19 protein-coding genes and 3 tRNA genes are annotated in these 21,353 nt (G+C 71.5%); 9 read left to right on the plus strand and 13 right to left on the minus strand.

The features are described from left to right. Positions 1 to 43: 43 nt before the first annotated feature. From purM to ACZ6C1_RS13310, 4 genes are all read right to left on the minus strand, one after another. Positions 44 to 1,117: a phosphoribosylformylglycinamidine cyclo-ligase gene (gene purM, locus ACZ6C1_RS13295; protein WP_469240454.1), complete on the minus strand. Its 1,074-nt coding sequence runs from the start codon at positions 1,115 to 1,117 to the stop codon at positions 44 to 46. A 45-nt stretch (positions 1,118 to 1,162) separates the two neighbouring features. Beyond that, positions 1,163 to 2,689, minus strand: a complete 1,527-nt coding sequence (gene purF / locus ACZ6C1_RS13300) for an amidophosphoribosyltransferase (protein WP_469240456.1) — start codon at positions 2,687 to 2,689, stop codon at positions 1,163 to 1,165. A gap of 303 nt (positions 2,690 to 2,992) precedes the next feature. Next, entirely contained in the window at positions 2,993 to 3,856 is an 864-nt protein-coding gene (locus ACZ6C1_RS13305) for an META domain-containing protein (RefSeq protein WP_469240458.1), read from the minus strand. A gap of 74 nt (positions 3,857 to 3,930) precedes the next feature. Next, the gene (locus ACZ6C1_RS13310) at positions 3,931 to 4,737 is read right to left on the minus strand and encodes a maleylpyruvate isomerase family mycothiol-dependent enzyme (RefSeq protein WP_469240460.1); all 807 of its coding nucleotides are present in this window, start codon (positions 4,735 to 4,737) and stop codon (positions 3,931 to 3,933) included. An 87-nt stretch (positions 4,738 to 4,824) separates the two neighbouring features. Here ACZ6C1_RS13310 and ACZ6C1_RS13315 point away from each other — a divergent pair, with 87 nt between their 5' ends. Then, positions 4,825 to 5,229: a nuclear transport factor 2 family protein gene (locus ACZ6C1_RS13315; RefSeq protein WP_469240462.1), complete on the plus strand. Its 405-nt coding sequence runs from the start codon at positions 4,825 to 4,827 to the stop codon at positions 5,227 to 5,229. Here ACZ6C1_RS13315 and ACZ6C1_RS13320 read toward each other — a convergent pair. From ACZ6C1_RS13320 to purS, 5 genes are all read right to left on the minus strand, one after another. Then, complete coding sequence (locus tag ACZ6C1_RS13320) at positions 5,217 to 6,032, minus strand: M23 family metallopeptidase (protein ID WP_469240464.1); 816 nt, start codon at positions 6,030 to 6,032, stop codon at positions 5,217 to 5,219. The two genes, ACZ6C1_RS13315 and ACZ6C1_RS13320, sit on opposite strands and share 13 nt — an antisense overlap. Before the next feature lie 20 nt (positions 6,033 to 6,052). Next, the gene (locus tag ACZ6C1_RS13325) at positions 6,053 to 6,553 is read right to left on the minus strand and encodes an ArsR/SmtB family transcription factor (RefSeq protein WP_344432367.1); all 501 of its coding nucleotides are present in this window, start codon (positions 6,551 to 6,553) and stop codon (positions 6,053 to 6,055) included. 107 nt (positions 6,554 to 6,660) lie between these two features. Next, on the minus strand, positions 6,661 to 8,910 hold the full coding sequence (purL, locus tag ACZ6C1_RS13330) for a phosphoribosylformylglycinamidine synthase subunit PurL (RefSeq protein WP_469240466.1): 2,250 nt from the start codon (positions 8,908 to 8,910) through the stop codon (positions 6,661 to 6,663). An 88-nt stretch (positions 8,911 to 8,998) separates the two neighbouring features. Then, on the minus strand, positions 8,999 to 9,679 hold the full coding sequence (gene purQ, locus ACZ6C1_RS13335) for a phosphoribosylformylglycinamidine synthase subunit PurQ (RefSeq protein ID WP_469240468.1): 681 nt from the start codon (positions 9,677 to 9,679) through the stop codon (positions 8,999 to 9,001). Beyond that, entirely contained in the window at positions 9,676 to 9,921 is a 246-nt protein-coding gene (gene purS, locus ACZ6C1_RS13340; RefSeq protein WP_073756364.1) for a phosphoribosylformylglycinamidine synthase subunit PurS, read from the minus strand. The genes purQ and purS overlap by 4 nt, the downstream gene beginning before the upstream one ends. Before the next feature lie 340 nt (positions 9,922 to 10,261). Here purS and ACZ6C1_RS13345 point away from each other — a divergent pair, with 340 nt between their 5' ends. From ACZ6C1_RS13345 to ACZ6C1_RS13380, 8 genes are all read left to right on the plus strand, one after another. After that, the gene (locus ACZ6C1_RS13345) at positions 10,262 to 10,615 is read left to right on the plus strand and encodes a histone-like nucleoid-structuring protein Lsr2 (RefSeq protein ID WP_469240471.1); all 354 of its coding nucleotides are present in this window, start codon (positions 10,262 to 10,264) and stop codon (positions 10,613 to 10,615) included. A gap of 101 nt (positions 10,616 to 10,716) precedes the next feature. Then, a tRNA-Gly gene (locus ACZ6C1_RS13350) sits at positions 10,717 to 10,788 on the plus strand. A gap of 95 nt (positions 10,789 to 10,883) precedes the next feature. Further along, positions 10,884 to 10,956, plus strand: a tRNA-Gly gene (locus ACZ6C1_RS13355). 153 nt (positions 10,957 to 11,109) lie between these two features. Next, positions 11,110 to 12,018 (plus strand): ABC transporter ATP-binding protein, encoded by a 909-nt coding sequence (locus ACZ6C1_RS13360; protein ID WP_469240473.1) that lies wholly within the window; start codon positions 11,110 to 11,112, stop codon positions 12,016 to 12,018. A gap of 1 nt (position 12,019) precedes the next feature. After that, entirely contained in the window at positions 12,020 to 12,793 is a 774-nt protein-coding gene (locus tag ACZ6C1_RS13365) for an ABC transporter permease (RefSeq protein ID WP_469240475.1), read from the plus strand. A gap of 24 nt (positions 12,794 to 12,817) precedes the next feature. Beyond that, positions 12,818 to 14,188, plus strand: coding sequence for a sensor histidine kinase (locus ACZ6C1_RS13370; protein WP_469240479.1), 1,371 nt, complete (start codon positions 12,818 to 12,820; stop codon positions 14,186 to 14,188). After that, complete coding sequence (locus ACZ6C1_RS13375) at positions 14,185 to 14,799, plus strand: response regulator (RefSeq protein ID WP_469240483.1); 615 nt, start codon at positions 14,185 to 14,187, stop codon at positions 14,797 to 14,799. Before ACZ6C1_RS13370 ends, ACZ6C1_RS13375 begins: the two co-directional genes overlap by 4 nt. A gap of 21 nt (positions 14,800 to 14,820) precedes the next feature. Beyond that, positions 14,821 to 14,893: transfer RNA gene (locus tag ACZ6C1_RS13380), tRNA-Gly, on the plus strand. 47 nt (positions 14,894 to 14,940) lie between these two features. On the opposite strand, the gene ACZ6C1_RS13385 is transcribed toward ACZ6C1_RS13380, so the two are convergent. The 4 genes from ACZ6C1_RS13385 to purD all read right to left on the minus strand — a co-directional run bounded on the left by ACZ6C1_RS13385 (position 14,941) and on the right by purD (position 21,340). Next, a complete protein-coding gene (locus tag ACZ6C1_RS13385) occupies positions 14,941 to 15,840 on the minus strand; it encodes a phosphoribosylaminoimidazolesuccinocarboxamide synthase (protein ID WP_469240485.1) in 900 nt (299 codons plus the stop codon). Between the two features lie 199 nt (positions 15,841 to 16,039). Further along, positions 16,040 to 17,500, minus strand: a complete 1,461-nt coding sequence (locus ACZ6C1_RS13390) for a N,N-dimethylformamidase beta subunit family domain-containing protein (RefSeq protein ID WP_469240487.1) — start codon at positions 17,498 to 17,500, stop codon at positions 16,040 to 16,042. A 208-nt stretch (positions 17,501 to 17,708) separates the two neighbouring features. Next, positions 17,709 to 19,811 carry a hypothetical protein gene (locus ACZ6C1_RS13395; RefSeq protein ID WP_469240489.1) on the minus strand — a complete coding sequence of 701 codons (2,103 nt, stop codon included), beginning with the start codon at positions 19,809 to 19,811 and terminating at the stop codon, positions 17,709 to 17,711. Between the two features lie 278 nt (positions 19,812 to 20,089). Continuing rightward, the gene (gene purD / locus ACZ6C1_RS13400; protein WP_469240491.1) at positions 20,090 to 21,340 is read right to left on the minus strand and encodes a phosphoribosylamine--glycine ligase; all 1,251 of its coding nucleotides are present in this window, start codon (positions 21,338 to 21,340) and stop codon (positions 20,090 to 20,092) included. Between the last annotated feature and the right edge of the window lie 13 nt (positions 21,341 to 21,353).

Genomic DNA, 21,353 nt, shown 5'->3' on the forward strand with positions numbered 1-21,353 from the left:
GAGCCCGGTCCGGGGCCCCGCCCCGGACCGGGTTCTGTGCTGCTCAGACGGCGTACTCACCGGTCAGGGTTGCGCCCGTGGCGTGCTCGCCGCGCTCGGTGATCTCACCGGCGACCCAGGCGTCGACGCCCCGGTCCGCGAGGGTCGTCAGTGCCACGTCGACCGACTCGGCGGGGACGACGGCCATCATGCCGACGCCCATGTTCAGGGTCTTCTCCAGCTCCAGCCGCTCCACCCGGCCGGCCGTGCCGACCAGGTCGAACACCGCGCCCGGGGCCCAGGTCGACCGGTCGACCGTGGCGTGCAGCCCGTCCGGGATCACTCGGGCGAGGTTCGCGGCCAGGCCACCACCGGTGATGTGGCTGAACGCGTGCACATCGGTGGTCCGGGTGAGCGCCAGGCAGTCCAGCGAGTAGATCTTGGTGGGCTCCAGCAGCTCCTCGCCGAGCGTCCGGCCGAACTCCTCGACCTGCTGCTCCAGGCGCATGCCGACCCGGTCGAACAGCACATGGCGTACGAGCGAGTACCCGTTGGAGTGAAGGCCGGAGGACGCCATGGCGATCACCGCGTCACCCGTACGGATGCGATCGGCACCGAGCAGCCGGTCGGCCTCGACCACGCCCGTACCGGCGCCGGCGACGTCGAAGTCGTCGGGGCCGAGCAGGCCGGGGTGCTCGGCGGTCTCGCCGCCGACCAGGGCGCAGCCGGCCAGGACACAGCCCTCGGCGATGCCCTTGACGATGGCGGCGACCCGCTCGGGGTGGACCTTGCCGACGCAGATGTAGTCCGTCATGAACAGCGGCTCGGCGCCGCAGACGACGATGTCGTCCATGACCATCGCGACCAGGTCGTGGCCGATGGTGTCGTACACGCCCATCTGGCGGGCGATGTCGACCTTCGTACCGACACCGTCGGTGGCGGAGGCCAGCAGCGGGCGCTCGTAGCGCTTGAGGGCGGAGGCGTCGAAGAGGCCGGCGAAGCCGCCGAGGCCGCCGAGGACCTCGGGGCGCTGCGTCTTCTTCACCCACTCCTTCATCAGCTCGACGGCGCGGTCGCCCGCTTCGATGTCGACGCCCGCGGCTGCGTAGCTGGCACCGGTGGTCTCAGTCTCAGACATGACTGTGAGAACTTTCGTGTCGTACTGCAGGGATTGCGGGTGGTCCTACGGGCGACGGAGGGCGTCGGCCGCGGCCGTGGCGGCCGGTCCGGCGGCCAGCTCGGTCTCCAGGAGCTGCTTGCCGAGCAGCTCGGGGTCCGGCAGTTCCATCGGGTACTCACCGTCGAAGCAGGCGCGGCACAGCTTCTGCTTCTCGATGGTGGTGGCCTCGATCATGCCGTCGATGGAGATGTACGAGAGGGAGTCGGCGCCGAGCGACTTGCCGATCTCCTCGACCGTCATGCCGTTGGCGATCAGCTCGGCCCGGGTGGCGAAGTCGATGCCGAAGAAGCACGGCCACTTCACGGGCGGGGAGGAGATCCGGATGTGGACCTCGGCGGCCCCGGCCTCGCGGAGCATCCGGACCAGCGCGCGCTGGGTGTTGCCGCGGACGATCGAGTCGTCCACGACCACCAGGCGCTTGCCCTTGATGACTTCCTTCAGCGGGTTCAGCTTCAGGCGGATGCCGAGCTGGCGAATGGTCTGGGACGGCTGGATGAAGGTCCGGCCGACGTACGCGTTCTTCACCAGGCCCGCGCCGAACGGGATCCCGCTGGCCTCCGCGTAACCGATTGCGGCGGGCGTGCCGGACTCGGGCGTCGCTATGACCAGGTCCGCCTCGACGGGGGCTTCCTTGGCCAGTTTCCGGCCCATCTCCACCCGGGAGAGGTACACGTTCCGGCCGGCGATGTCGGTGTCCGGGCGCGCCAGGTAGACGTACTCGAAGACACAGCCCTTGGGCTTCGCTTCCGCGAATCGGGAGGTGCGGATGCCGTTCTCGTCGATCGCGATCATCTCGCCCGGCTCGACCTCGCGGACGTAGGCGGCACCGCAGATGTCGAGGGCGGCGGACTCGGAGGCGACGACCCAGCCGCGCTCCAGGCGGCCGAGGACCAGCGGGCGGATGCCCTGCGGGTCACGGGCGGCGTAGAGGGTGTGCTCGTCCATGAAGACGAGGGAGAAGGCGCCCCGGACCTCGGGGAGCACCTTGGCGGCGGCTTCCTCGATGGTCAGCGGCTTGCCGTCGTCGTCGACCTGGCCCGCGAGGAGCGCGGTGACGAGGTCGGTGTCGTTGGTGGCCGCCACCTGTGTGGCGCGGCCGTCCTTCTTGGGGAGGTCGGCGACCATCTCGGCGAGCTGGGCCGTGTTGACCAGGTTGCCGTTGTGGCCGAGCGCGATGGAGCCGTGGGCGGTGGCCCGGAACGTCGGCTGCGCGTTCTCCCACACGGAGGCGCCGGTGGTCGAGTAGCGGGCGTGACCGACCGCGATGTGACCCTGGAGGGAACCGAGCGAAGTCTCGTCGAAGACCTGGGAAACCAGGCCCATGTCCTTGAAGACGAGGATCTGGGAGCCGTTGCTGACCGCGATTCCCGCGGATTCCTGACCCCGATGCTGGAGGGCGTAGAGCCCGAAGTACGTGAGCTTTGCGACCTCTTCACCCGGAGCCCAGACACCGAAGACGCCGCAAGCGTCCTGGGGGCCCTTTTCGCCGGGAAGCAGATCGTGATTGAGTCGACCGTCACCACGTGGCACGCCACCGAGTGTAGGCGAGATCGACCACTGGTCCGAATTGGGGACGGCCCGGGGCCGGGCGGGGGAGTCATTCGTTCCGGTTGCTCCGGTGCCGCGCGGTCCTTCGGCCCGCCGCTGGTCAGGCGCCGGTCGGCGGCCCGGCCGGGCGCCGATCAAGCGCTGACCAGGGCATGAGCGGGCTCCCCGGCGGCCCTGGCCAGGGGCCCGTGGAGGCCGTCGGCGGGTCCGGCGGCGGCCCGGCGGGCCTGCGCGGCCCGCCGCGCTACTCGCCGGGTGTGACGGACCTCGCAGGCGGGCCGGATGCTACTGCGCGGGAGGAGCCGTTGTCGTCCGGTTTTCCGTGCTCGACTGCGCGCCGGCCGCGAAGCCCGTCTTGTCCGGGGCGGTCACCGTGAGACTGCGGTGGTCGATCCGGTACGTGACCTTGCCGGTCATGGTCGCGAGCAGGGCGCGCTCCAGCTCCATCTGCGGCCCGGCGCACAGCTTGCGCGTGGTGGTGACCCGGCCGAACGTCATCGTCGAGCCGTCGGTGGTGACCGGGGCGTTGAACTGGTTGCAGCCCAGCGTGCCGCGTACGGAGCCGTCCTTGCCGAACACGAAGGACGCCTTGCCCTCGGTGCCGGCCGGCAGGGAGGTGGCGGCCTGACCGGAGACCAGCGAGTTCACCGTCCACTTGGTGCCGACGAGCGGAGCCGGGGGCTGCTCGCTGAGCCGGATCGTGTCGCCGCCGGCGGTGGTCAGCGTCAGCTCGCCGTCCGTCAGCCGGGCCTTGAGCTTGCCGGTGAGGGCGGACCTCAGCGCGTCCTCGAAGCCCTGGAGCGGCTCGGGGCAGCCGATCTCGGTCATACCCATGTCACTGAGGGTGATCGTGTCGCCCTCGACGGTCGCCCTGGCGTTGAAGTGGTTGCACCCGAAGTTGCCCTTGGCCTGCCCCTTGGGGTCGATCCGGACATGCGCGCCGGCCGGGGCGGCGGTCTTCTTGCCGTCGACGGTGACGCTCTCGACGGTCCAGTGCACACCGGTGACCGGTACGTCGGGTCGTACGGAGGTGCTGCCGTCGCCCGCGCCCGATCCGTTTCCGGACTGGGTGCCGCAGGCGGCGAGGGCGAGCACGAGGAGCGGGGCGAGCGCGGCGGCCCCGGCGAGGTGCGGCTGCTTCTTCGTCATGGTCGGCATGGTGATGGGACGGACCGGGTGGAGGCCCGGTTCCGTTTCAGGGCCGTCCGGGGGTCAACGGCGTCTCAGCCGAGGACCGGGAGGTGGGCCGACAGGTCCGCCCGCTCGCCGCTCGCGTGGACCTGGGCCGCGGCCAGGGCGTCCGCCCACGTCGTACGCCCCGTGGCGAGCCGGACCCAGGTCAGCGGGTCGGTCTCCACGACGTTCGGCGGCGTACCGCGGGTGTGCCGGGGCCCCTCGACACACTGCACCACCGCGTACGGCGGCACCCGTACCTCCACCGACCCGCCCGGCGCCTTGACCGCGAGCGCGTCGGCGAGCAGCCGGGTGCAGGCGGCCAGCGCCTGGCGGTCGTTCGGGACGGTGAGCCCCGTCGCGGCGTTCAGGTCGTCGGTGTGGACGATCAGCTCGACGGTACGGGTCACCAGGAAGTCGCCGAGGCGTACGCCGCCGAAGCGCGTGGTGATCAGCCGCTCGTCCGGGGCCGCGGCCAGCGCGTCCGCGAGCTGCCGCCCGGTCTCCTCGTACAGGGCGGCGAGCGCGGCCGGGGTGTCGGCCGCCGCCTCGGCGATCTCCCGGGTGTCGTGGTCGACGTCCCCGGCGAACCTCCGGGTGGCGAGCGGCCATTCCAGCAGGGTGAGGTCGCGGGTCGCGGGCGCGGGCGCGGCCACGCCCCGGACGACGGAGCGCACCGCCATGGTGACGTGCGCGGCCAGTTCACGGACCGTCCACGCGCCCAGGCGGGTGGGCAGGGCGAGTTGCCCGGGCGTGAGGGTGCGGACCGCTCGGTGTACGTGGTCGAACTGCGCGAGCACGGCGGCGCGGGTCTTGGCCGAGTCGTAGGCACGCGGACGCTTCTTGGCGGGTGGCATGGGCCCGAGGCTAGTCGCGTCGCCGTGTGGCAGGGAGGAGAGGCGAGGCGGAGACTGGGAGAGGGCTACGAGAGGGGTGGAGGGATCATGGCTGAACACCCTGACGCCACACTGGTACGCAAGGGCTACGAGGCGTTCGTCAACGGAGACATGGATACGGTCGCCTCTCTGATGACGGGTGACTGCACGCATCACTCGCCCGGCGAGAGCCAGATGTCCGGGCACTTCAAAGGCCGTGACAACGTGATGGCTCACTTCGGCAAGCTCATGGAGCTGACCCACGGCACCTTCCGCGTGGAGCTCCAGGGCGTCTACCCGGACGGCCGGGGCCACGTGATGGCCGTGCACAAGTGGCACGCGGACCGCGGGGACCGGGGCATCGAGATGAAGGGCGGCCTCTTCTTCACGATCGTCGGGGACAAGGCGACCGACATCGACGAGTGCGTCGAGGACATCGACGAGGCCGACGCCTTCTGGGGTCAGGCCGAGTAGGCCACGGGCTCCGCCTCGAACGTCTCCCCGCTCTTCGGCACGCCCACGCCACGCCACGTGAAGGGCACGCCCCGGGCGGTGTCCAGGTCCGGGCCGTCCATGAGCTGGAAGTGCAGGTGCGGCTCGGTGGAGTTGCCCGAGTTGCCGCAGCGGGCGAGCTGCTGCCCGGCGGTCACCCGGTCGCCCGCGCGAACGGTCAGGGAGCCCCGCTGGAGGTGGGCGTAGGCCGCGTACGTGCCGTCGCCGAGGTCGAGGACGAGGTGGTTGCCGAAGATCCTGGACGGTCCGGCGATGTCCCGCAGCCACGCCTCGAAGAGCATCAGGTAGGCGACGCCGGGCAGGGAGTTGCGGCTGAGGTGGTCGCGCTGCCGGTCGGCCGCGTGCACGACCGTCGCGTCGGCGACCGCCAGGAGCGGGGCGCCGAAGGCGGGGAAGTCGCGGTTGCGGCGCATGACGGGCCACAGGGCGCTGAATTCGGGACGCTCGCGGTCCTCCGGGTCGGCGATGACGTCGATCGCGTACGTCTGGCCGTAGCCGTGGGTGCCGTGGCTGGGAGTCTTGTCGGCGGGGCTGTTGAGCGCCGCCCAGCGGCCGGTGACGGGTGGGGCGATCTCCACCGGCGAGGCGGACGGCACGGGGTCCTTCCGGCGCGGGGCCGTGGCGATCACGATGGCGTACGCCGCCACGAGGGGCGGCAGCATCCACCACCAGGCGTGATCGAGGACGATCCAGCCGTAGACCGTGGCCACGAAGGTCAGTTGCAGCAGCCGGTACAGGACCATGCCGAGTTTGCGTGTCGTCATCGTTCCCCCAAGGACGTGGATCAGGGCCGGGCCGTGGCCAGGGCCACGAGCAGCGGCACCACGCGGCCCGGTGGGACCTCGTAGCGGCCGCGTCCGGCGGTGTGGAGCCAGCCCGCGCCGGTCAGTTGGCGCAGGTGGTGGTAGATCTGGCCGGTCGTGCCGATCTCTTCCAGCGCGGCCAGTTCGGCGGCGGTGCGCCGGCCGCCGACGATCTCGCGCAGCAGCCGGAGGCGGACGGGGTGGCCGAGCGCCGCGAAGGACTCGGCGGCCTCGGTCCAGTCGCCGGCAAGCTCCTCCTCGGCGGGGACCCCGTACTGCCATTCGTACTGCTCACCCGTCGGCAGCCGTACGGCTCCGGTGAACAGCACCCCGCCCTCGGAGGCGCCCGCCTGGGCGAGCCGTGCCTTGAGCCCTTCCAGGGCCCAGAAGTCGCCCTCGCCGACGGGCGGCGCGGGACGGTCACCGCTCTCCAGCGCCGCCATGCGCCGCTCCAGTTCCGCGACCCGCTCCTCCAGCTCCATGACCCAGAGAATACGTAGTTACGTAATTACGTGCAAGCGTCGGGAGAACGAAAGAGCCCCCGCCCGGACCATGTGCGGTCCGTACGGGGGCTCCGTCGGCGGATGCGTCAGGCGAGCAGACCCGGGATGGTCGCCTCGTGCGCCTCGCGCAGCTCGCCCAGCCCGATGCTGAACTCGCCCTGTACGTCGATCTCGTCACCGTCCACGACACCGATGCGGGTCGCGGGCAGGCCACGCGCGCCGCACATGTCGGTGAAGCGGAGCTCCTCGCTGCGCGGGACGGACACGACCGCGCGGCCGGCCGACTCGCTGAACAGGAACGTGAACGCGTCCAGCCCGTCCGGGACGACCAGGCGCGCGCCCTTCCCGCCGCGCAGGCAGGACTCGACGACCGCCTGGACGAGCCCGCCGTCCGACAGGTCGTGGGCGGCGTCGATCATGCCGTCGCGGGAGGCCGCGATCAGGATCTCGCCGAGCAGCTTCTCGCGGTCCAGGTCCACCTTGGGCGGCAGACCGCCGAGGTGGTCGTGGACGACCTCGGACCAGGCCGAGCCGCCGAACTCCTCACGCGTGTCGCCCAGCAGGTAGAGGAGCTGGCCCTCCTCCGCGAAGGCGATCGGCGTACGGCGGTTGACGTCGTCGATCACACCGAGGACGGCGACGACCGGCGTCGGGTGGATCGCCACCTCACCCGTCTGGTTGTACAGCGAGACGTTGCCGCCGGTCACCGGTGTACCGAGCTGCTGACAGCCGTCCGCGAGACCGCGCGTGGCCTCGGCGAACTGCCACATGACCGCCGGGTCCTCGGGCGAGCCGAAGTTCAGGCAGTCGGAGATCGCCAGCGGCTTGGCACCCGAGGCGGCGACATTGCGGTACGACTCCGCCAGCGCGAGCTGCGCGCCCGCGTACGGGTCGAGCTTCGCGTACCGGCCGTTGCCGTCCGTCGCGATCGCCACGCCGAGGTTGGTCTCCTCGTCGATCCGGATCATGCCGGAGTCCTCGGGCTGCGCGAGGACCGTGTTGCCCTGCACGAACCGGTCGTACTGGTCGGTGATCCACGCCTTGGAGGCCTGGTTCGGGTGCGCGACCAGCTTGAGGACCTGCTCGCGCAGCTCCTCGGAGCTCTGCGGCCGGGGCAGCATGTTCGCGTCGTCGGCCTGGAGCGCGTCCTGCCACTCCGGGCGGGCGTACGGGCGGTGGTAGGTCGGGCCCTCGTGGGCGACGGTGCCCGGGGGCACGTCGACGATTTGCTCGCCGTGCCAGAAGATCTCCAGGCGGTCGCCGTCGGTCACCTCACCGATGACGGTGGCGATGACGTCCCACTTCTCGCAGATCTCCATGAAACGGTCGACGTGCTGCGGCTCGACGATCGCGCACATGCGCTCCTGCGACTCGCTCATGAGGATCTCCTCCGGCGAGAGCGACGCGTCACGCAGCGGCACGGTGTCCAGCTCCACGCGCATGCCGCCGGTACCGGCGGAGGCGAGCTCACTGGTCGCGCAGGACAGGCCCGCGCCACCGAGGTCCTGGATGCCCGCGACGAGCTTCTCCTTGAAGATCTCAAGGGTGCACTCGATCAGGAGCTTCTCCTGGAACGGGTCGCCGACCTGGACGGCGGGCCGCTTGGTGGGCTTGGTGTCGTCGAAGGTCTCCGAGGCCAGCACGGAAACACCGCCGATGCCGTCGCCGCCCGTACGGGCGCCGTACAGGATGACCTTGTTGCCGGGGCCGGACGCCTTGGCGAGGTGGATGTCCTCGTGCTTCATCACACCGATGCAGCCGGCGTTGACCAGCGGGTTGCCCTGGTAGCAGGAGTCGAAGACGACCTCGCCGCCGATGTTCGGCAGGCCCAGGCAGTTGCCGTAGCCGCCGATGCCCGCGACGACGCCCGGCAGGACGCGCTTGGTGTCGGGGTGGTCGGCCGCACCGAAGCGCAGCGGGTCGACGACCGCGACCGGGCGGGCGCCCATGGCGAGGATGTCGCGGACGATGCCGCCGACACCGGTGGCCGCGCCCTGGTAGGGCTCGATGTACGAGGGGTGGTTGTGCGACTCGACCTTGAAGGTCACCGCGTACCCCTGGCCGACGTCGACGACGCCCGCGTTCTCGCCGATGCCGACGAGCATCGCGTCGTTCTCGGGGGCCTTCTCGCCGAACTGCTTCAGGTGGACCTTGCTGCTCTTGTACGAGCAGTGCTCCGACCACATGACCGAGTACATGGCCAGCTCGGCACCGGTCGGGCGCCGGCCGAGGATCTCCCGGATGCGCTCGTACTCGTCCTTCTTCAGGCCGAGCTCGGCCCACGGCTGCTCGGCGTCGGGGGTCTCAGTGGCGTGCTTGACGGTGTCGAGGGTCACGCTCGGTCGCTCCTTCGCGCGGAGTGGTGCAGGTGTCGACGGCCGGGGCGCTCAGTCGCTCCCTCGGCCGTTCCGGCGTCGAGGCTCATCAGACGTTGACCAGCTTCTTGAGGATCGAGGTGAAGAAACCGAGCCCGTCGGTACGGCCCGTACCGACCAGCGGCTCCACGGCGTGCTCCGGGTGCGGCATCAGGCCGACCACGTTGCCGGCGGCGTTGGTGATGCCGGCGATGTCCCGCAGCGAGCCGTTCGGGTTGAACTCCTCGTACCGGAAGACGACACGTCCCTCGGCCTCGAGCTCGTCCAGCGTGCGCTCGTCGGCGACGTACCGTCCGTCGATGTTCTTGAGCGGGATGTGGATCTCCTGGCCCTGCTCGTAATCGGCGGTCCAGGCGGTGTCCGCGTTCTCCACCCGCAGCTTCTGGTCGCGGCAGATGAAGTGCAGGTGGTTGTTGCGCAGCATCGCCCCGGGCAGCAGGTGCGACTCGGTCAGCACCTGGAAGCCGTTGCAGATCCCGAGGACCGGCATACCGGCCTTCGCCTGCTCGATGATCGTTCCCATCACCGGCGAGAACCGGGAGATGGCGCCGGCGCGCAGATAGTCGCCGTAGGAGAACCCGCCCGCCAGAACGACCGCGTCGACCTGCTTGAGGTCCTTGTCACGGTGCCAGAGCGACACGGGCTCCGCGCCCGCGAGCCGGACCGCGCGCAGCGCGTCCCGGTCGTCGAGCGTCCCGGGGAAGGTGACGACCCCGATCCGAGCGGTCACGACTCCACCTTCACGACGAAGTCCTCGATGACGGTGTTGGCGAGGAACGTCTCGGCCATCTCATGGATGCGGGCGAGGGCGGCGTCATCGACCGGCCCCTCCACATCGAGCTCGAAACGCTTCCCCTGACGGACGTCGGCGATCCCCTCGAAACCGAGGCGGGGCAGTGCGCGCTGCACCGCCTGTCCCTGCGGGTCGAGGATCTCCGGCTTGAGCATGACGTCGACTACGACGCGTGCCACTGGCACTCCCGGTGGTGTGTTGCGTGGGCGGTTCCTTCAGCGTACCTGTCTCCAAAATCTACGCGAGTAGACATCTGGAGGTCCCTACAAATGACCACGAGAACGGACTCGGAACCGGCGGGGAAAATCCCGGAAAAAAATGACCCCGGCCATTGCCGTCGGACACGCTGATGCAATTGGCTGGGCTTCACAATGTCACGCGTTCCGCTGTACAAAGGAATACAGAGGAAAGCAGCATTGCCCCTCAACAGCCGTAAATCCGGTATCGCCGCACGTCAGACATGGCACATGCCATGCCTGGCAGGCAAGGGCGGCACACCGCGGGAAAGGACCGATATCCGTGGCGCAGCGCGTAGTGGTCACGCTCTTCGACGACATCGACGGAGGGGAAGCGGCGGAAACGGTCACCTTCGGCCTCGACGGTAAGACGTACGAGATCGACCTCAATCCTGCCAATGCAAAGAAACTGCGCAAGACCCTCGCTCCGTACATGGCGGCCGGGCGCAAGCAGTCCGCCGGCAGCGGCGGAGGCGGCGGGGGCACCGCCGGCAAGGCCCGGACGGCGTACAAGCGCACCTCGCTCGAACCCGACCCGGCTGCCGTCCGTGCCTGGGCGCAGTCCAACAAGATGGACGTCCCGGCCCGCGGCCGGATCCCCAAGCGGGTCTACGAGGCCTTCCGCGAGGCGAGCTGAGCGACCCCCGGAGCACCGAGTTGCGCACCACCCCAGGTGATCCGCTAGAGTCTGGATCACGCCGAGGGGCGAGGCCGACAGGCCCGAACCTCACGGAGCGTGCGGGTGTAGTTCAGTAGTAGAACACCCCCCTTCCAGGGGGGAGGCGCAGTGTGCGATTCCTGTCACCCGCTCTGCATCGCTTACCAACCACTCTTGTGGATCAGGTACAGTGGTGTTCGCACCGACCGGTGGCTCCCTTAACGGGAGGCTGGCAGTCGGGAGCAATGCGGACGTGGCTCAGTTGGTAGAGCATCACCTTGCCAAGGTGAGGGTCGCGAGTTCGAATCTCGTCGTCCGCTCAGAGTACGAAGGCCCCGGTCATCACGACCGGGGCCTTCGGACGACCGGGGCCTTCGGCGTTCTTCCCCCGCCCCGGCTCGATGACATTTGTCATCGCGGACCGGTGACAGCGCGGCCTGCCCTCGCCGGGCGGGCGGCGGAAGCCTTGAGGCATGACCAAAGTGATTGAGGCGGAGGACGTCCGGCGCAGCTACGCCGGCGGGTTCGAGGCCGTGACCGGGATCACCTTCTCCGTGACGCGCGGTGAGATCTTCGCCCTCCTCGGCACCAACGGCGCCGGAAAGACCTCGACCGTGGAACTGCTGGAGGGCCTCGCCCGCCCGAGCGGCGGCGCCGTACGGGTCCTCGGCCATGACCCGTACGCCGAACGCGCCGCCGTCCGGCCCCGTATCGGGGTGATGCTCCAGGAAGGCGGCTTCCCCTCCGACCTGACGGTCACCGAGACCGTACGGATGTGGTCCGGCTGCACCACCGGGGCGCGGCCGGCCGGAGAGGCACTGGAGATGGTCGGGCTCGGCGGACGGGCCCGGGTGCGCGTCAAGCAGCTGTCAGGCGGCGAGAGGCGGCGGCTCGACCTGGCCCTGGCCCTGCTCGGCCGTCCCGAGGTGCTCTTCCTGGACGAACCGTCGACCGGGCTGGACGCCGAAGGCCGACGCGACACCTGGGAGTTGGTACGGCACCTGCGGGACGGCGGCACGACCGTACTGCTCACCACGCACTACCTGGAGGAGGCCGAGGCGCTCGCCGACCGGCTGGCGATCATGCACCAGGGGCGGATCGTGACGACCGGGACGCCCGCCGAGGTGACGGCCACCCGCCCCGCGCGCATCCGCTTCTCCCTCCCGGAAGGCGTTCCGGCCGGGCGGCTGCCGCTGTCCCTGCGGGCCGCAGCCACGGGGCGGAGGGTCGAGATCCGTACGCACGAACTCCAGGACACGCTCGCCGAACTGCTGCTGTGGGCCCGCGGGACGGGTGTACGGCTCGAAGGGCTCGACGCCCGGTCCGCCTCCCTCGAAGAGGCCTTCCTCGACATCGCGCAGAACGAAACGGTGGGTGTGTGACATGGCGGCGACCACGATGACGACGCGTATGGGCGCGCTGGGACGGGCCGAGCTGACCCTCCTCGTACGGAACCGGTACGCGCTGTTCACCGCGCTGCTGATGCCCGTGCTGATGGTGGGGGTGCTGCGGTCCTCGCTCGACCGGGTCGACCTCGACCGGGCGGGGATGAGCGCCATCGAGGCGGCGTTGAGCGGTGGGGTGGTGATGATGCTGATCCTCGTCGTCTACCTCAATCTCGTCTCGGCCTACGTCGCCCGACGCGAGGAACTGGTGCTCAAGCGGCTGCGCACGGGTGAGGCGTCCGACCGGGAGATCCTCGCCGGGACCGCGCTGCCGGCGCTCGTGCTCGCCGTGGCGCAGAGCGTGCTGATCGTGGTGGCCGGTGTGGCGCTGCTGGGTGTGGACGGCCCGCAGCGTCCGGAACTCCTCGTCGGCGGGGTGGTGTTGGGGGTGGTGATGCTGATCGCGCTCGCGGGGGCGACCGCGGCGGTCACGCGCACCGTGGAGAGCGCGCAGATCACCACCATGCCGCTGTTCCTGATCTCGGCGATCGGCTCGGGGCTGTTCGTGCCGCTGGAGATACTTCCGGAGAAGGTCGCCTCGGTGTGCGAACTGCTGCCGCTCACCGGTGTGATGACGCTCGTTCGGGCCGGCTGGCTGGGCGGCGGGGGCGACGCCGAAGAACTGGTGGGTGCGGCGCTGACGGCGCTGGCCTGGACGGTGATCTCGGTGTTTGCTGTGCAGCGGTGGTTCCGCTGGGAGCCACGGCGCTGAACCGGGGTATCGGGGGGTACGGGGATGAAGCTGACGGGCTGGTGGAGCCGGCGGAGCAACCCGGAGAAGGTGGAGCTCTACACCCGTTGGTCGTTCCATGCCTTCGTGCTGATCGAGGTCGGCGCGATCGGGCTGCGGGCCCTGTCGCAGGCGCCGCAGCCGCTGGGCGGCTGGCTGCTGTTGCTGACGTGCGCGCACGCCGCACTGGGCGGGGTGCTGTCCTCCCGGGCGCTGGACTGGACCGTGGGGCGGCGGGAGCGCCCGTACCGGTTGATCGCCGCGCACGGCACGCTGTCGGCGGCGCTGGCCGCCGGGGGGCTGGCGCTGTGGCGGTTCGGCACGCTGGACAAGGACATGGGGACGGCCTCGATGCTGGTGATCGGGTCGCTCGGCTTCGGTCTTGTCTCGGTGGTGCTGTGCGTGGTCAAGGTGCGGCACATGCTGTACCTGGTGCTGGGCACGGGGGCCGGTGTGGCCCTGACCTGTCTGGTGCTGGGGCTGACCGTTGGAGAGACCCTCGGGTTCGCCGTGGGGTTCCTGATCGCCGGGCTGATGACGGCGTTCACCAGTGGTTTCTCGGCCTGGCTGCTGCGGGCGGTGTGGGAGCTGGACGCGGCGCGTGAGCTCCAGACGCGGCTCGCGGTCGCGGAGGAGCGGCTGCGGTTCGGGCGGGACCTGCACGATGTCATGGGCCGCAACCTGTCGGTGATCGCGCTGAAGAGCGAGCTGGCGGTACAGCTGGCACGGCGGGGCAAGACGGAGGTGGCGGTGGACCAGATGGTCGAGGTGCAGCGGATCGCCCAGGAGTCCCAGCGTGAGGTGCGGGACGTGGTGCGGGCCTATCGGGAGGCCGATCTGCACACGGAACTGGAGGGCGCCCGGAGCGTGTTGGCGGCGGCCGGCATCACCTGCACGGTGGCGGCGGAGGACGCGGAGCTCCCGGCACGGGTCCAGTCGGCGCTCGCGTGGGTGGTGCGGGAGGGCACGACGAACGTGCTGCGGCACGGGGACGCGCGGCGGTGCACGGTGTCGGTGTCCGTGTCGGTGGGCGCCGAGGAGGGGTGCGTGGTGCTGGTGGTCGAGAACGACGGGGCGGACGGTGATGCGGGTGCGGGGTCCGGGGCGGGGGCGGGTGCCGGTTCTGGGACGGGGTCCGGGGCGGGTGCGGGTTCTGGGACGCGGTCCGGGGCGGGTGCGGGTGCCGGTTCCGGGAGGGGTCCAGGTGCCGGTCCGGGGGCGGGGTCGGGGCTGGCCGGGCTCCGGGAGCGGCTCGCGGTGCTGGACGGGACGCTGGAGGCCGGGCCGGTGGGCGGAGGGCGGTTCCGGCTGACGGCGCGGGTGCCGGTCGGGACGGCGAGGGGCGCGAAGGCGGTCGCCTCGGGGGTGGCCCGGTGACCGGTCCCGTACGCGTACTGCTGGCCGACGACGAGCACCTGATACGGGGGGCGCTGGCCGCCCTGCTGGGTCTGGAGGACGACCTCGTGGTCGTCGCCGAGGCTGCCTCCGGGCCCGAGGCGCTCGCCATGGCGCGGGCGCACCTGCCGGACGTCGCGGTGCTGGACCTCCAGATGCCGGGCGCCGACGGTGTGAAGGTCGCCACATCGCTGCGGACCGAACTGCCCGGGTGCCGGACCATGATCGTGACCGGTCACGGCCGTCCCGGGCACCTGAAGCGGGCCCTCGCGGCGGGGGTGCGGGGCTTCGTGCCGAAGACGGTCAGCGCCCAGCGGCTCGCCGAGATCATCCGTACCGTCCACGCCGGAAACCGTTACGTCGACCCCGAGTTGGCCGCCGACGCGATCTCCGCCGGGGACTCGCCGCTGACCGCCCGGGAGGCGGAGGTGCTGGAGCTGGCGGGGGACGGGGCGCCGATCGCGGAGATCGCGGAGCGGGCGTCCCTGTCCCCCGGGACCGTACGGAACTACCTGTCGTCGGCCGCCTCGAAGCTGGGTGCCGAGAACCGTCATACGGCGGTGCGTCTCGCCCGCGAGCGAGGTTGGGTATAGTGGTCTCGCGCTACGGCGCATGCGGACGTAGCTCAGTTGGTAGAGCGCAACCTTGCCAAGGTTGAGGTCGCGAGTTCGAGCCTCGTCGTCCGCTCAGATGGAAGCCCCCCGGCCGGTCGGCCGGGGGGCTTCTTCGTGCGCCTACTGCCAGGCGGTGCCGGTCAGCCGCTCGTACGCCTCCAGGTACTTCGCCCGGGTCGCTTCCACGACCTGCTGCGGGAGGGGCGGCGGGGGCTGCTCGCTCTTGCGGTCCCAGCCGGAGGCCGGGGACGTCAGCCAGTCGCGTACGTACTGCTTGTCGTACGACGGCTGCGCGCGGCCCGGCTCCCAGGCGTCGGCCGGCCAGAAGCGGGAGGAGTCCGGGGTCAGCACCTCGTCGGCGAGGACCAGGCCGTCGCCGTCGTGGCCGAACTCGAACTTGGTGTCCGCGAGGATGATCCCCCGGTCCCGGGCGATGTCACGGGCGCGGGAGTAGATCGCGAGGGTCGACTGGCGCAGCTGGGCGGCGGTCTCCGCGCCGACCTGGCGGGCGACCTCCTCGTACGACACGTTCTCGTCGTGCTCGCCGACGGCCGCCTTGGTGGCGGGGGTGAAGATCGGCGCGGGGAGTTCGGAGCCGTCGGTGAGGCCTTCGGGGAGGGCGAGGCCGCAGACCGTACGGGACTCGTTGTACTCGACGAGGCCGGAGCCGGTGAGGTATCCACGGGCCACGCACTCGACCGGCACCATGCGCAGCGACCGGCAGATCAACGTGCGGCCCGCCCAGTCGGCGGGGGCCCCGGCGGGCAGCTCGGTGGAGATGACGTGGTTGGGGATGAGGTCGGCGAGCCGGTCGAACCACCACAGTGAGAGCTGCGTGAGCACCCGGCCCTTGTCGGGGATCTCCGTGGGCAGCACCCAGTCGTAGGCGGAGATGCGGTCACTGGCGACCATCACGAGGTCGCCCGCCTCGTTCTGGTACAGGTCGCGCACCTTGCCGGTGTGCAGATGCACCAGGCCCGGGACCTCGACGGGCTCGGGCTTTTCGACGAATCCGGACACGGTTCCTCCCCGTGGTTCTGTCCAATCGGCTCCGATTCTCCCGCATGCGGGGCCGGGCTTTGGCCAGGGGTCTCGCGGATCGCACGGGATGGTCGGGAAGGATCTTCGGGCGGAGTCCCCGGTTCCTGGTACCCCGGGGGTCCTCGGGCGATGCCCGGGCTGATCTCGGGTGGTTCCGGGAGCGGCTCCCGGTTGCGTTCTAGTCCCGTTTGCAGATGCGGTCCAGCAGGTTGGCCGTGGCGCGCTGGATACGGAGGTCGACATGACCCGGCCGGTCCAGGGCGGGTGACCACGCGAAGGTGCCGGAGGCGAAGACGAGGGCGCCGGAGGGGGCGCGGTAGAGGGAGGTCTCCTGGTGGCGCACAGTGCTCTCGCCGTCCCGGTAGGGGGAGTGGGCGAGCAGGATGCGCCGCTGGTGCTCGGGGAGGGCGGTGCGCGGGAAGTACCGGTCCGCTTCGCCGGCGACCAGGCCGGGCAACTCGTCGCCCTCGCCGGCGCCGGTGGCGTCCCAGAGCCAGTGCTCGGCGTTGCGGACGACCATCGGGTGCGGTTCGGGGACGCGCCCCGCGTACTGGATGCCGAGCAGCTGCTGCTCCGGGCGGTCGACCTCACGCCACAGGGCCGGTTTTCCCGGGCCGCGGCGTTTTCGGCAGGTGAGGAGGCGGTCGGGTACTCCTGAGGCGGAGGGCGACAGCTCGACCTGCCAGTACATGGTGTTGGCGGAGAGGAACACCAGCGAGGTGCCCTGGTCGCGGGCCTGCTCCACCGTGCGGCGCATGGGCACCGACCAGTACTCGTCGTGGCCGGGGAAGACCAGGCCCCGGTACTGGGTGGGGTCGATACGGCCGGCGTGCAGATCGCGGGCGTCGGCGTACGCGAGGTCGTAGCCGTACCGCTCGGCCCAGCGGATGAAGTCGTAGGCATGGCCCACGTGCAGCGGGAGCCCGGCCCCGGCGTACGGGCGGTCGAAGGAGACGGTGGTGGCGGCGTCCTCCTCACCGAGCAGGCGGCCGTCCTCGTCCCAGGCGTGGTAGAGGCTGGCGCCGGTGCGGCCGTCCTCCGGGTAGAGGTTGTAGGCCTGCCAGGTGATGTCCGGCATGAGCAGCAGCAGATCCGCGGGGTGGCCGTCGCGGACGGTGAAGGGGATGTGGGAGCGGTACCCGTCGACGGTCGTGAGGACCGCCACGTACGCGCCGATCGACCAGTAGGACGGGACCTGGAGCCGCCAGGAGAGCCACCAGTGGTGGCAGGAAACGGTCCGGTCCGCGGTCAGCGGGGGCGGCTGGACGATGCCGGAGAGGCGCGGGCTGGTGGTGATCTTGGCCGCGCCGTCGCCCGCGTAATGACCGATCCGATAGATGTCGACCGAGAACTGCTGGGGCGGGTCGACGGTGATGTGGAAGTCGATCGCCTCGCCGGGCGCCACCGCGCCGGCCGAAACGAAGCCCTTGATCTGGCGGCGTACGTCGTCGGCGGAGCGCGGCCCGCCGTGGCCACCGCGCGCCAGGGCCGGGTCGGCGTACCAGGGGACGACCTGACCGGTGTCTCCGAAGTACTGCTCGCTGCCGCGGAGCCAGGGCAACGGCCCCTGGCCGAACGGGTCCGTGACGGCATGGGCGAGGGCTCCCGATTCCCACCGCCGAATCTGTTCCGCCCCCATGCTGCGCCCCTCCCTCGACTCCCCCGCGACTGTCAGTGCCGGTCTCCAGCACATCACATAACGCACCCACTCCGTCACCGTTCGTCGTTAATTGGCGAGAACGGAACGTGGCATTCCGTTCCTGGCGCGCCGGTCGCGTGCGTTTCGCAGCGTTCTGTGACGCCCTGGGGCTTTCCGCCGTCTCGTACGGGGTTCCCGACGCCGCCGTTCAGAGCAGACGGACGGGCTTCTCCGGCCGGACTCCGACGGTCGTGAGCCAGTCGCGGAGCGGCTCGGGATCGGCGTCCTCTATGAGACTCAGGACCCGCGCGCCGAGGTCGGGGTGGCGCTTTCCGGCGACGAGGAGGGTCGGCCCGTCGAGCCAGTCCAGCCCCGGCGCCGCACCGGCGGTGTCGACGGCGGCGCAGCACACCATCGCCGTCACATGATCGGCCAGCAGCTCCCGCCCACTGCGCGGTGGCTGCAACGGGAACAGCGGCAGCTCGTCGCCGCCAGGGCCCCACGCGGCGTGGTCCAGGTCGCCGGGGACGGATATGGCCGCGCTGGTCGAGCCGTCGCGCCGCTCCCCCTGCCCGGCCGCCGAAGGCGCGGGCGGGGGCGGAAGCGGGGAGGCCGGGTCGGTGGGGGCCGGGTCGGTGGGGGCGTGGTGGGGGGTCTGGCTGGGGTTCTGCTCGGCGGGGGCCGGGCCGGAGGCCAGGGGTGCCCGCTCGGGAGCTGCTTGTCCCTCTTCGGGCTCTTCGGGCGCCATGGAGGCCGGGCCAGGGGCTACGGGGGCCCGGTCGGAGGCCTGGTCTGCGGTCCGCTCGGCAGGCGCCGCGAGGGCGGGGTCGGAGGCGGAGGTCAGGGGGGCGCGCTCGGTGGCGGCGGGAGGCTGTTCGGGGGCCACATAGGGCTCCTGGGCCTGGGAGGCCACGGGGGTCTGCTGGTGCCCCACAAGGGGCTCCTGAGGGGCCACGGGGCTCTGCTGGTGCGCCACGGCGACCCGTTCGGGCGCTGCCGCCTGACCGGAGGCTACGGGGGTCTCGGGGGCCGCCCGGGTCTGCGCCTCGCGGGAGACCTCCGCGGTGATGGCCGCGGCGAGCGTCTCGCCGGTCCGGGCGGTGGCCAGGTGGTCCATGACCCGGGCCAGCGTCGTCTCCTCCCGGTCGACACCGAGACGGTCGAGGACCCGGTGGAGGCGTGCCGCCTCCGTACGCCATTTGCGGTCGACGACCTCGTCCGGGTACTGCTGCCAGTCCACCGGCGCCCAGTCGGGGCCCACCTCGGCGGGCCCGCCGTGGAAGAGGCGGGCGGCGAGCAGTGAGGTGGCCTCGTCGACGAGCCCGGGCTCTTCGAGCAGGTCGCACGCCGGGCGCTCACCCAGCCGGGAGGCGAAGCCCTCCGCCAGCCGGTCGCGCCGCGACAGTTCGGTCAGCGCCGAGACGACGCCGGCGTCCAGCCGGGAGGGCCAGCGGCCCATCCGCCAGGCGGGCAGGGCCACCCGGGTCAGCAGCCGGTCCCAGCCCGCGTACGCCAGCCCGACCTGCTCCTGGGCGACGATCCGCAGGCCGTAGTCCACAGCCTGTGCACGCTCCGACGCGGCAGCCGCCACACCCCGCTCCATCTCGGCCGCGTGGACCCGGCACCCGCGGAGCAGCGCCCGCACCGCCGTGCCGACGAACCGTGCCCCCAGGCGCCGTACCGGATCGAGCCCCGGCCGGTCCGCCACCGCGACCGCCGCGTCGAGGCCCCGGACGAAACGGCGGGCCGCCGCTATGTCGGGGTGCGCCGACGGTCCCGTACCGGCGACGACGGGGGCCAGCACGGCCCGGAGCTCGGCGACCCGCATCCACCACAGGAACGGTGACCCTATGACCAGCACGGGCGGGGTGTCGGAACGGTGCACGCCCGGTATGGGCGGCCTGCCGTGCGCCGGGTGCGTACGGTCCTCCAGCCAGCTGTCGCAGTCCGGGGTCAGCGCTATCCCGGAAGGCACCGGCACATCCAGTCGGCCCGCCAGGTCCTGCACCAGCCGGTACAGGTCGGGGGCCGACTCCCGGGGGATCTCCACCGTCGGGGTCAGCGCCGGCCTGGCCCGCGCGATCACGGCCCCGACCGCCGCGGCGGCCAGCAGGACCACCACCGCGAGCACCGACACCACGCGGCGCGCGGTGTCCCAGCCCGCGCCGGACAGGTGGCCCGTGGCGCCACCGGCCAGCAGCACGACGGCGAAGGCGGCGGGCAGCAACGCCACGGCCAGCGCCCTGCTGCGGACCCGCAGCACGGCCAGGGCCCGGGCGTGCGCGGCCCGCGCGCCTCGCTCCTCACCCATCCCGAAACGAGTACCGGAATCGGACACGGCCGTACGTCACCCCCTTCTGCCCTGCGGCGGACTGCCTCGCGGCGGTGTTGGTCACTCCCCCACTGTGGCACCCGCCACTGACATCGCAATGCCGGTGGGCCAAGTGCCGGAACGCTTGCGCGGCACCCTAGTTGGGGCACCGGCAGGCGTCATCCGGATGGGCCAGCCGTCACTCGATGGAATGGCTTTGGGCAAAGGTGAAGACGGTTCAGCGAACCACGCGGTTCACTCCCGCGCTCGCGCCCGGTTCACTCCCCGGCGGCCTTGCGCGCGATGTCCGTACGGTGCTGGGAGCCGTCGAGACGGATGCGTCCGACCGCCGCGTACGCCCGCTCCCGCGCCTCGGCGAGGTCCTTGCCGGTCGCGGTGACGGACAGGACACGGCCACCGGCGCTCACGATCGCGTCGCCGTCCCGCCTGGTCCCCGCGTGCAGGACGTACGCGTGGGGCGCGTCCTTCGCCGCGACCTCGTCGAGACCCTCGATCGGGTCACCGGTGCGCGGCGTGCCGGGGTAGTTGTGCGAGGCGACGACCACGGTGACGGCGGCGTCGTCGCGCCAGGTCAGCGGCGGCTCGCTGTCGAGGGTGCCATTGGCGGCGTGCAGCAGGACCCGGGCGAGCGGGGTCCGGAGGCGGGCGAGGACCACCTGCGTCTCGGGGTCGCCGAAGCGGGCGTTGAACTCGATGACCCGAACACCGCGCGAGGTGATCGCGAGACCCGCGTACAGCAGTCCCTGGAAGGGGGTGCCGCGGCGGCGCAGCTCGTCGACGGTGGGCTGGAGGACGCTCGCCATGACCTCGTCGACCAGCTTGGGGTCGGCCCACGGGAGGGGCGAGTACGCGCCCATGCCACCCGTGTTCGGTCCCTCGTCGCCGTCGAGGGCGCGCTTGAAGTCCTGGGCGGGGGTGAGCGGCAGCACGGTGGTGCCGTCGGTGATCGCGAAGAGGGAGACCTCGGGACCGTCCAGGTACTCCTCGATGACCACGCGGTCGCAGGAGCGGGCGTGGGCGCGGGCCTGCTCGACGTCGCCGGTGACGACGACGCCCTTGCCGGCCGCGAGGCCGTCGTCCTTGACGACGTACGGGGCGCCGAAGGCGTCGAGCGCCTCGTCGATCTCGTCGTGGGCGGTGCAGACGTACGAACGGGCCGTGGGGACGCCGGCGGCGGCCATCACGTCCTTCGCGAACGCCTTGGAGCCCTCCAGCCGGGCGGCCTCCTTCGAGGGGCCGAAGCAGGGGATGCCGGCCGCCCGTACGGCGTCGGCGACACCGGCGACGAGCGGTGCCTCCGGGCCGACGACGACCAGACCTGCGCCCAGGTCGGCGGCGAGGCGGGCCACGGCCGCCCCGTCGAGGGCGTCGACCGGGTGGAGCTCGGCGACCTCCGCGATTCCGGCGTTGCCGGGCGCGCAGTGCAGAGCGGTGACGTCGGGATCGAGGGAGAGAGAGCGGCACAGGGCGTGTTCGCGGGCGCCGCCGCCGATGACGAGGACCTTCACGCCAGCCAGGGTA

This window comes from Streptomyces sp. NPDC041796, assembly GCF_055590785.1.

Bases quoted from the DNA above. Each gene is read 5' to 3' on its own strand.
- ACZ6C1_RS13395 (WP_469240489.1), bottom strand. From the start codon at position 19,811: ATGGGTGAGGAGCGAGGCGCGCGGGCCGCGCACGCCCGGGCCCTGGCC.
- ACZ6C1_RS13310 (WP_469240460.1), bottom strand. From the start codon at position 4,737: ATGCCACCCGCCAAGAAGCGTCCGCGTGCCTACGACTCGGCCAAGACC.
- ACZ6C1_RS13305 (WP_469240458.1), bottom strand. From the start codon at position 3,856: ATGACGAAGAAGCAGCCGCACCTCGCCGGGGCCGCCGCGCTCGCCCCG.
- ACZ6C1_RS13360 (WP_469240473.1), top strand. From the start codon at position 11,110: ATGACCAAAGTGATTGAGGCGGAGGACGTCCGGCGCAGCTACGCCGGC.
- ACZ6C1_RS13325 (WP_344432367.1), bottom strand. From the start codon at position 6,553: ATGGAGCTGGAGGAGCGGGTCGCGGAACTGGAGCGGCGCATGGCGGCG.
- ACZ6C1_RS13315 (WP_469240462.1), top strand. From the start codon at position 4,825: ATGGCTGAACACCCTGACGCCACACTGGTACGCAAGGGCTACGAGGCG.
- ACZ6C1_RS13390 (WP_469240487.1), bottom strand. From the start codon at position 17,500: ATGGGGGCGGAACAGATTCGGCGGTGGGAATCGGGAGCCCTCGCCCAT.
- ACZ6C1_RS13365 (WP_469240475.1), top strand. From the start codon at position 12,020: ATGGCGGCGACCACGATGACGACGCGTATGGGCGCGCTGGGACGGGCC.
- ACZ6C1_RS13370 (WP_469240479.1), top strand. From the start codon at position 12,818: ATGAAGCTGACGGGCTGGTGGAGCCGGCGGAGCAACCCGGAGAAGGTG.
- ACZ6C1_RS13320 (WP_469240464.1), bottom strand. From the start codon at position 6,032: ATGACGACACGCAAACTCGGCATGGTCCTGTACCGGCTGCTGCAACTG.
- purM (WP_469240454.1), bottom strand. From the start codon at position 1,117: ATGTCTGAGACTGAGACCACCGGTGCCAGCTACGCAGCCGCGGGCGTC.